Here is a 231-nt window from a genome sequence, read left to right on the forward strand (position 1 = left end):
TCTCCTTCCTTCAGGAATCGCATGCGCAGGTGCATGGCGAGGGGCCGAGCCAGGCATCGCTCAAATCCAACCGCATGATGCAGCAGCGCATCTTCTTCCAGGCGTTGGCGGTGCTGATCGTGGTCGTGATCCTGTTCGCGGCGGGCCGTACCTGACGCTGTCCGCGCGCTGATCCCCCCGATGGTCAAGCTCACCAAAATCTACACCCGCACCGGCGACACCGGCACCACC

1 protein-coding gene is annotated in these 231 nt (G+C 63.6%); it reads left to right on the forward strand.

Annotation, left to right across the window (positions count from 1 at the left end; translation table 11 throughout):
• Window positions 1-29 precede the first annotated feature (29 nt).
• A complete protein-coding gene (locus AC0IYH_RS34280; RefSeq protein ID WP_471838962.1) occupies window positions 30-155 on the forward strand; it encodes an HIG1 domain-containing protein in 126 nt (41 codons plus the stop codon).
• Window positions 156-231: the final 76 nt, after the last annotated feature.

The sequence above is a fragment of the Pseudomonas sp. AC463 genome, from assembly GCF_979253585.1.